Raw genomic sequence first — 8,357 nt, 5'->3', positions numbered from 1 at the left:
TGCAATCCACGACCACACCACGTGGTGATCATTTTTCTTACTTTGACTGGTAGAGACTTTCTCGTTACTGGTAATGCTTCATGAGAATTTAAGCGGATTTTCGGGGCGGCGGGAATGCGAATCTACAGATGCTCTCACTAACCACCCGACAGGCATGACGGCGGCTGATTTTGAATTCTCTGGCTATGTCAGGGGTGCTGGCAGGGGTGGATTGCTGCAAAAGCCAGCGGCAGATCTCGCGTTGCCGCTTGCTGACAGCTTGTAAAGCCTGTTCGATCTCGAACTCCCCAGCAGCTTCGATTTCCTCAAAGGGTTCTTCTGAACAGGGAAGGAGATAATCTTCCAAGCAATGGACTGTCTGGATACCGGAGGCCAACTTGATGCAACTCGTTTTGAAAATGACCCGGAAAAACGGGATGAACCGTTCTGGAGATTCCTTTTTCCTGGTGGTGATCAGTGCCTTTACTGAGGCAATCGCAGCCTCTTGATAGAGATCTTCGTAATCGCCAACCATGAATTTGATATAGGGGGAGGCGATTTGCCGAATAAGGCTCTTGTTCGACGATACCCAGCGTAATGCTGTGGACCACGTTTCTTGTCTGGATTGCTTTTGATCTGGCGGTAATGAGCATGTCATTTGTGATTCCCTAAATGATTAATATAAGATTAAAAATGATTAGGCATTTGTAGCTTCTCTCTCTAATCCCATTGTTTTCAGGCACTTTCGCGATTTCCTAAAAGTCGAATTGCGACCGCTATGCCCCTTTGGTACGACCGTTATGCCCCCCTCCCTACGACCGCTATACCCACCCTTACGACTGCTATGCCCCCTCGGTACGACCGCTATGCCCCCGCCTTGCGACCGCTGTGCCCCCCTATTGCGATCGCTATGCCCCCCTGTCAGGTGTCCCGGGGCCTTTGGAGTCTCGTTTTTTTACGTGAACTTTGTCCTGAAGGTCTATTTTCCAGGAAGCGATGAGTTCAGCTTTGGTCAATTCATCCAACGCACGTCGTAGCTTTCCGCGGAAATCTGACAACCTGCCAATACTCGAACCGCATAAATGTTTTAGTGTTGCGACCTTTATCGGGTAGGGTTCCTTGTGGCTGGCATAGAATCCATGCAGCCATTTGGCGAGATCAGTCTTCAATTTCAGTCGCTGGTGCCACTGCAGCTGAGTCCAACCGGCGTTAAATAGTCTGCCAAGCTTTGGATTTATCTTGAGGAAGTAAGCCTGGTTGGAGCTGCTGTAGATGAATTCATCAATCAGTGAACCTGCATAGGTATATGAGTCGGTCCAATAGGTGTTTTTGACTTCCAATGTGATCTCCACAGCAGATCCGGTAAGCCGTCTGAGACAGTCTTTGAGCCATTCCCGTCCCGATTTTCCAGCACTGCGGCCAATGCCATGAAGAAAACCCTTCCCCGTGAATCGCACATATTCTCCAGATGTTTGTTGTAGAGAGACCAGGTGAAGAGCATGGACAAGCACATCAAAATCACCTTGGTCTAAGCGCCATCCGGTGTAGCGGATATCGAGCCCTTTAACTGCATCGATGACCTCACCTTTGACAGCTTTCCGACGGCCGCGCTGGATGACACCAAAGAGGGAGGAGCGCAGACAGATATTAGGGATGCCCCGGGTTTGTGCAGGCCAGAGTGGGAGGGGGGAGGAATCTGCGCGAGTTTTGATCTCTTGCTGAAGTGCGGGTGATAAACGATTCAAACCTTTGTTGGTGGGATCTTTTTCAAGTTCCACTCTTCATTACCAAAGGTGAATATCTTTTGATTTCCTCTTCCGACCTGGTTGCTTTGGTGCCGTTTCTCCCATGGCAGACGTGTCCAAGAATTTATCAAGATCAGATCTTCGAAAAAGGAGTTTTCCCTTTTGTTGACCAGAAGGCCGTGAAAATGGAATGGAGCGCTGCTCAACAGCTAACCGTCTGAAGTGATCAGGAGAAAAACCTACATATTCAGCCGCCTGCTTCAACGTCATGACACTGGGCTCTGGAGGAGCTCTATTTGCCAGCAATCGTAGGATTTTATTTTGAGTTTCCTCGATTGCTGCAAGTCTGCTATCAATGTCCATAATCTGCTCGACCTTGATATATGTACCCTTCAACAGCCTTCCTGATTTCCTCCGACAGCCTTCCTGATTTCCTCCGGGGATCCCCAAACCCATGTGACTCGGCTGATGGCTGTGACCTCTTCCAGCCTGACAGCGACAGGGGGAGGGCAGGGACGTCTACCCCGAATAATATGACTGAGAAAATCAGGTCCGATATCGGCTAACCGTGCGATCTCTTTCTGTGTGATTTTCTTTTTGTTAGGTTTCATGGCCCGTTATGTTATAAAAAATAGACCGTGAGTCAACAAAAAAGTAGACCAAAATAGACCTAATGTGCTTTTTTTCTTCCAAAAATTGAGCAGGTGGTCTACAATAGAGCTATGGATCAATTAATCACAAATCAATTTCGAGCAGCACTCACACATTTGTTGGCCCAAGAAGGTCGAGGGGCACAGGCACGTCTTTCGAAAAAACAGAACATTGACAGAGGCTATCTCAATGCCATCGTAAAAGGCAGGAAATCAGGTTCTGAAAAAATACGGTCAAAAATTGCCAGCCATTTTGATATGGCCTATGAGGATGTGTTTGTCCTGGGGCGGCGATTACTGGCGCAAGAAGAGGAGCCGGATGCAAATTATGGCAATCAAACGTGGGACGTTTTAGAAACCGCAGAGGATGAACCAACCTTTCTGAACTCATCATCAGGTGATGTTGTAGGGTTCAAGGTTCCGGCTAAGGGAGAAGAGGGCTCCTCAAGTGTTCAGACAAGAATACTGAAAACAATTGAAGTCCTCGAATCAGAAACAAAATATGGTGACCTTCTGGCTGGCTTGATTGATGCTTTTCACGATTCTCTTAGCACAAAAAGAGAAAAAGAGACCATACACTGACACAAGAAAGGGCTTGAGTCTCAAGCCCCAGAGATCGACAAAGATGCGGGCAGCGAGAAAGATGGAAAGGACCTTGCTTGAGGTCGTCCGGGAGACATCGGGAAAGAAGCGAAGATCAATCTATTTTTTGAAAATGGAACAAAATTGGAGCAAATAGCGATTTGAAGAAATAAAAGTATATTGATTACGAAAGGATAAGATCTATTCAGCACTGGACTCAAAATCCAGCGGGGGCGACCCCGTGTCAGTTCGATTCTGACCTCCGGCACCAATAAATTCAAGGGCATACAGAGATTGACTCTGTATGCCCTTTTTTATTTGCTTGCATGAACTTGCATTGTACTGGAACCGGGAGTTGAACTCGGTGCCTAACTCTTAAATCAAGCGCTTTCGAGTACATTTGAATACATAGGGGGCACCGCCGTGAAAGGCCGCCATAAATGGCATGTTGAACGAAACTACAGCGAGATAGAGCGAACAAAACCCAGATAAATCTATTAAAAATATAGAAATAACTCACCGGTATCGCACCGTACCACCTAATCCGCCCTCTCTCTACCGAGGAATTCTATTTTTTGTTCCTCAGGGGGGACGGGCACTTCAGACACGAATTTATTAAAATAGTGAATCCACCATTTGAGCGCAAACGGGTAGGCCGTCGTTATATATAATTGCGTCATCTTTCGATGACAATAATTGAGTTGTCGTATCCACCGGTTGTTCTTTTTCATATCCAGCCAGCGTACATAGAGCCCATGATGGTATAGGTAGGCTTCCACTATGTATCGCCCAATGCGGCCATTTCCATCGTAAAAAGGATGAATTCTTACAAACTGTTGGTAAAATTTTGCGGCGTTTCCCGCTGGATTGCTTCTATCAAAAGCAAGCTGTCCGATAGCATTTTCGATCCCTGTCGGAATTTCGTCCGGCTGAATCCCACTGAACCTGCTACTTGAACATTCCGCGTTGTCGTTAATCTTTTTGGTAGGGAGGCCAAATTCGACATGGCCTTTTAATCTATCACCAGTTTCGCGGTATGAACCAGCGTTTCCCAAAATGTTCTCAAACATCCTTTGATGAAGAAATTTTGGGAGGAAAGGAAGGAGTTCTTCTAAGGTGAATTGAACTGGTTCCGTGTGAATGAGGTCCACGAATTCAAACGGATTCCACTGCTGGCTTCTATCTTTGAGTTGTTTTAACGCGTTTTCAAGGGAGATAGGAGGGGTGACAGGGAATCCCTTAATGAGTTCTTTAAGATATTCCCTGTCAAATGTATCAAATGAATGATTCTGCAAGAATCTAATTGGATTTTGAGACGAACTCGTTCAAAAGATTCTTAAAGTCGGATTTAGCCTGTTGAGATCGTTGCACGAACTCGTCGTATGAAGGATAAGATTCATAAAAAGAGGCTTCTTTGGAGTCCATATCCATGGTGAAAGAATGCCATGAATTTGTTTTTAAGACGTAAAATGGACCTTCTTTATAATTCGGTCGTTCAAAATTTTTAGCGAAATTTTGCTTGGAATAATAGTTTATTATCTCTCTTTCGCTAATGATACCGTTGTGGTCAGTGTTAATCCAAGGATCTTCGTTGTGTGTTTGAATGCTTAACGCAACGGCTGATTGATCGATATAATTGTCGAGGACGAATTTTATAAAATCTTCCTGTTCGGGCTCCAGTGATACTGGTTCGCTTGGGCAGGGGATAATTTCCTTGGAATACTCGCGGTAGGCAGAATAAATTTCCCTATTAACCGGCCCGTAGTCCCATCGTTCAAAATCAGCATCTATGAAATTTTTGTTGGCCACTATGGACCAAACTTTCGCATAGTATGCTAATTTCTGCAGCTTCATCGGGTAGATGGGAACATTAGGGTATGCGCTCAAGATAAACCCAGCTAATTTGATCGCATTGACTTTCATATCCTCACCTTAAAAAATAAATTACTGCCCAGCGGCAAAAGGGCAGCTCGTAACAAAACTATATCAGCTTGTCAATAGTTATGATAGAAAATAGTGACGAGTTCAGAGAGGAGCAAGAATATTTTTGGACGTATAGGTTTTAATGGTCGTTCGAGCGAGGTCTATTCCCGCTGCCTTGGTAGTCGTGAGACGATTGCCGTTCTCGTCGTAAGTATAAGTGGTCACGACACCATTACCGTCAGTCATTGAGGCAATCTGCTGGCGGGCGGTATATGTGTAGGAAGAACCAGTGCTGTCGCCGCAGGACGCTGTGCAACCTCCTACTGATCCTGACTTTCTGTGAATATCAGTGTCTAACCTCAAGCCCTGCAAGCTTAAACCAGGTTGAGACAACCAATCTCCACCTTACCAGTGCCTCAATTTTTGTCCAAAAAAATCAGGGCCACTTCTCGCCTCGATAAATCTCCATTTTTTTCTTGCACCTGTTGCTTATTTTATGTACTTATTGGTACACAGAATTTAATCGCTTTATCAACTAACTATCTAATAATTAATTTTTATTTCTGTACTTATCAGTAGGTAAAATTCATATAATATGGACACGCGTGAACGTTTAGTCAGATGTACCCAGGCTTTGCTCTGGGAGAGGGGGTATGTGGGAACCAGCCCGGCAGCCATCCAAAAACGGGCTGGAGTCGGGCAGGGAAGTATGTATCATCATTTTGCCAGCAAGTCGGATTTGGCACTTGCAGCGATTCAGCGCTGTTCACTGCAGATTCGTTCGTTGGTGGAAAAACAGTTTGCCGGAGATGGCACTGTTTATGAACGGATCGAGAATTACCTTTTAAGCGAGCGTAAAGTGCTCCGAGGCTGTCAGATCGGGCGCTTAACCCAGGACCCGGATATTCGCGCGAATCCAATCTTGCGCCAGCCGGTTGAGGAGACTTTCACCTGGGTTCGTTGTCGTATGATGGATATTCTCCAAGAAGGTCAGGCGAGCGGCGAATTGTCGCCACAATTAGACATTGAGGATGTGGCGGAGATGATCATGAGTGTGCTTCAAGGGGGAATTGTCTTGGCACTTGCCGCTGGTGACGAACGCCCCTATTACCGGGCCTGCAAAGGTATGCTAAGCATGCTGAATCTTGCCAAAAATCAGGAGAAGTGATTATACATTGGCCGGTTTGACGATAGGCCTCCATGTCCATTGTGTTTGTTGTTCTTTTCTTTGGCTGTGCCAGGAATCCGAAATGGCGGTGCTCCTGAGCGTGTGTGACTATCTACATCAACAAGGAGGAATTGATCATGGGATATGAAAACATCGTTGTCAGTGTCGGGGATGATCTTGTGGCAGAGATCACCTTGAATCGTCCAAGCCAGTTAAACACCTTTACTCTTGGACTTGCCAGGGAGTTGGATCGCGCACTGTGGGAAGCAGAGGCAGATAAGAAAGTGCGGGTGGTGCTAATCAAGGGTGAGGGAAAGGCCTTTTGCGCTGGCATTGATGTCAGTTATATAGAGGGAAAATCCACACAGGATTTGCGAGGTTGGATCGAGTGCATGGAGGCGCCCTTGGTTTCGATCAGTCGTATGAGTAAACCGGTGATTGCGCAGGTGAGCGGTGTTGCCGCCGCGAACGGAGCCGGCTTGGTCGCTGCGGCTGATTTAGCCATAGCCGGGGTCAAGGCGCGCATCGGTCTGACCGCGATCAACGTTGGTCTCAACTGTATCGGCCCGGTCGTGCCCGTGTCCAAATCCATCGGCCGCAAAAAGGCCCTGGAAATGCTCTTTTTTGGTGAGTTTGTCCAAGCCGAAGAGGCTGCCCGCATGGGATTGATCAACCGGGTGGTGCCGGATGAGGAACTAGAGCAGGAAGCTCGAAAATGGGCTCAGACCTTAGCAGCAAAAAGTCCGATAGCCATGCAGATAGCCAAGAAGTCCTTCTATTCCGCTGCCGATCTCGACTATTACAAGGCCTTTGATTTCATGAATGAGGCCTTTGCCCGGCTTTGCTCAACCGAGGATGCAAAAGAAGGTGTGAGTGCTTTCCGCGAGAAACGCGCGCCGGTGTGGAAGGAAAAATAATATTTCCCCTCAGTTCTAAATGTGCGCCCCCGCGCATTTGTGTGCACCCTCTGACGGTCCATTGCCTGAGCTCCCCTCTTCCTGCAATTTTTCTTTGGGAATGGACCGTCTTTCTTCTGATGCGCTCCAAAATTTCCGGTAATTTTTTCGTTAGTGTGCCATGCGCAGCTTGATGCTATTATAGTTTTTGGATCGGTTAAAAACAAAACAAAGGGGTCACCAAAGGGGGCAAATCTTTGCTTGGCTCTTATTGAGCTGCACTAAGATCCCTTCCACACGAACACGAAAGTCACGATCACGTAACAATTGCTGCTCTGTCCTGCAAACAACGCTACTCACTGAGCTGTATTTTGTAAGTCCAAACTGCCTGCCTATTTCCTGGAGACGCAGGCCGGATCGTTTTCTTGCAAGATAAATTGCAACATTTCGAGGTTCGTTGCTCTGACCACGGATGCCGTTTTCAAGACTTTCCCCCTCAACCATGTAACTATCCGAGACTATGCTTTTAATTTCTGCAACTGAGGGAGCCAACTGTCTTAACTGTGGTATCTCCGGATCTTCGTTTTCACTTCGATATTTCTCTTTTATCGTCTGGACAAATTCGGAAGATGCAAAGAAAGAAGCGATATTCTTTTTACCGTAAAAATATAATATGCTTGAAGAATCCTCGTTGGCTACAAATGTTTTGTACAGATTGCCAGCTTTGCGGGGGTTGTCTGAAAATAAAGAGAGTAGGAAACCTTTATGCAGCCACCTCCAACCGTTCCCAGGAGAAATGTAGCCCCGGTGGCTTGACCATCTATAGTCGTATACCGATTTGCACATTTTTGCTCGAACCGGATTGCGATGAATGTAGCGCAAGACTTCAAGAAGATGGTTGTCTTCCTCAACAAGAACGCTTTTATATCTGCCCCGAAATAATTGTCCGTCTGTCTTTTTGGATCGGTTGAAGCGCTGGGTGTACACACTGCCAATATGCCGCATTGCCCGTGAAAGATTGGCGGATGGCGTTTGTACAAGAAGATGATAATGGTTTGACATCAAACAGTATGCGGAGACCCGTAGGTCAAACATCTCTGAGGTCTCCTGCAGCAGAGAAATGAACAACTCATTGTCACTAGCCTCAGTGAAGATGCTCTCCCCCCGCCTCCCACGGTTCATTATATGATACCAGGCATTCGGGTACTCTATGCGCAGTGGTCTTACCATTCTGGGATTATATGAAGTGCAGCTCAAAAGAGTCAAGCAAAGACTTGACCCCTCTCACTCAGCAGCACCGAGAGGTTCTGGCCAACCTGATTGCGCCGGTGCAACAGGCCAAGGTTCTTGATGTTGCCTGTGGAACCGGAGGAGCCATTGCCCACTTTCATGAAAGCAATGACTATACCGGGCT

At 46.7% G+C, this 8,357-nt stretch carries 11 protein-coding genes; 3 read left to right on the top strand and 8 right to left on the bottom strand.

What is annotated here, in order from left to right; all coding sequences use genetic code 11:
• Positions 1-88: 88 nt before the first annotated feature.
• The 4 genes from JWJ90_RS22155 to JWJ90_RS24050 form a co-directional block, all read right to left on the bottom strand.
• Entirely contained in the window at positions 89-637 is a 549-nt protein-coding gene (locus JWJ90_RS22155) for a sigma-70 family RNA polymerase sigma factor (protein ID WP_205229401.1), read from the bottom strand.
• 250 nt (positions 638-887) lie between these two features.
• On the bottom strand, positions 888-1,757 hold the full coding sequence (trfA, locus tag JWJ90_RS22150) for a plasmid replication initiator TrfA (protein ID WP_205229400.1): 870 nt from the start codon (positions 1,755-1,757) through the stop codon (positions 888-890).
• A gap of 6 nt (positions 1,758-1,763) precedes the next feature.
• Entirely contained in the window at positions 1,764-2,087 is a 324-nt protein-coding gene (locus JWJ90_RS22145) for a helix-turn-helix domain-containing protein (protein WP_205229399.1), read from the bottom strand.
• 29 nt (positions 2,088-2,116) lie between these two features.
• Positions 2,117-2,335 carry a helix-turn-helix domain-containing protein gene (locus JWJ90_RS24050; protein WP_205229398.1) on the bottom strand — a complete coding sequence of 73 codons (219 nt, stop codon included), beginning with the start codon at positions 2,333-2,335 and terminating at the stop codon, positions 2,117-2,119.
• A gap of 111 nt (positions 2,336-2,446) precedes the next feature.
• Here JWJ90_RS24050 and JWJ90_RS22135 point away from each other — a divergent pair, with 111 nt between their 5' ends.
• Positions 2,447-2,956 carry a hypothetical protein gene (locus tag JWJ90_RS22135; RefSeq protein ID WP_205229397.1) on the top strand — a complete coding sequence of 170 codons (510 nt, stop codon included), beginning with the start codon at positions 2,447-2,449 and terminating at the stop codon, positions 2,954-2,956.
• A 539-nt stretch (positions 2,957-3,495) separates the two neighbouring features.
• On the opposite strand, the gene JWJ90_RS22130 is transcribed toward JWJ90_RS22135, so the two are convergent.
• The 3 genes from JWJ90_RS22130 to JWJ90_RS24045 form a co-directional block, all read right to left on the bottom strand.
• Positions 3,496-4,251, bottom strand: coding sequence for a Fic family protein (locus JWJ90_RS22130; protein WP_205229396.1), 756 nt, complete (start codon positions 4,249-4,251; stop codon positions 3,496-3,498).
• A gap of 4 nt (positions 4,252-4,255) precedes the next feature.
• Complete coding sequence (locus tag JWJ90_RS22125; RefSeq protein WP_205229395.1) at positions 4,256-4,879, bottom strand: Panacea domain-containing protein; 624 nt, start codon at positions 4,877-4,879, stop codon at positions 4,256-4,258.
• A 102-nt stretch (positions 4,880-4,981) separates the two neighbouring features.
• Positions 4,982-5,125, bottom strand: a complete 144-nt coding sequence (locus JWJ90_RS24045) for an RHS repeat domain-containing protein (RefSeq protein ID WP_205229394.1) — start codon at positions 5,123-5,125, stop codon at positions 4,982-4,984.
• Between the two features lie 349 nt (positions 5,126-5,474).
• On the opposite strand from JWJ90_RS24045, the gene JWJ90_RS22115 reads away from it, so the two are divergent.
• On the top strand, positions 5,475-6,047 hold the full coding sequence (locus JWJ90_RS22115) for a TetR/AcrR family transcriptional regulator (RefSeq protein ID WP_205229393.1): 573 nt from the start codon (positions 5,475-5,477) through the stop codon (positions 6,045-6,047).
• Between the two features lie 137 nt (positions 6,048-6,184).
• A complete protein-coding gene (locus JWJ90_RS22110) occupies positions 6,185-6,964 on the top strand; it encodes an enoyl-CoA hydratase/isomerase family protein (RefSeq protein WP_205229392.1) in 780 nt (259 codons plus the stop codon).
• 216 nt (positions 6,965-7,180) lie between these two features.
• Here JWJ90_RS22110 and JWJ90_RS22105 read toward each other — a convergent pair whose 3' ends face one another.
• Complete coding sequence (locus tag JWJ90_RS22105) at positions 7,181-8,173, bottom strand: transposase (RefSeq protein ID WP_205229391.1); 993 nt, start codon at positions 8,171-8,173, stop codon at positions 7,181-7,183.
• Positions 8,174-8,357: the final 184 nt, after the last annotated feature.

Origin of the sequence: Desulfobulbus rhabdoformis (genome assembly GCF_016919065.1) — a bacterium.
GTDB classification, from domain to species: domain Bacteria; phylum Desulfobacterota; class Desulfobulbia; order Desulfobulbales; family Desulfobulbaceae; genus Desulfobulbus; species Desulfobulbus rhabdoformis.
This window is presented reverse-complemented; position numbering and strand designations above follow the sequence as displayed.

Coding starts and splice junctions, on each gene's coding strand:
- JWJ90_RS22105 (WP_205229391.1), bottom strand. CDS start 8,173: ATGGTAAGACCACTGCGCATAGAGTACCCGAATGCCTGGTATCATATA.
- JWJ90_RS22115 (WP_205229393.1), top strand. CDS start 5,475: ATGGACACGCGTGAACGTTTAGTCAGATGTACCCAGGCTTTGCTCTGG.
- JWJ90_RS22125 (WP_205229395.1), bottom strand. CDS start 4,879: ATGAAAGTCAATGCGATCAAATTAGCTGGGTTTATCTTGAGCGCATAC.
- JWJ90_RS22135 (WP_205229397.1), top strand. CDS start 2,447: ATGGATCAATTAATCACAAATCAATTTCGAGCAGCACTCACACATTTG.
- JWJ90_RS22155 (WP_205229401.1), bottom strand. CDS start 637: ATGACATGCTCATTACCGCCAGATCAAAAGCAATCCAGACAAGAAACG.
- JWJ90_RS22110 (WP_205229392.1), top strand. CDS start 6,185: ATGGGATATGAAAACATCGTTGTCAGTGTCGGGGATGATCTTGTGGCA.
- JWJ90_RS24050 (WP_205229398.1), bottom strand. CDS start 2,335: ATGAAACCTAACAAAAAGAAAATCACACAGAAAGAGATCGCACGGTTA.
- JWJ90_RS22145 (WP_205229399.1), bottom strand. CDS start 2,087: ATGGACATTGATAGCAGACTTGCAGCAATCGAGGAAACTCAAAATAAA.
- JWJ90_RS24045 (WP_205229394.1), bottom strand. CDS start 5,125: ATGACTGACGGTAATGGTGTCGTGACCACTTATACTTACGACGAGAAC.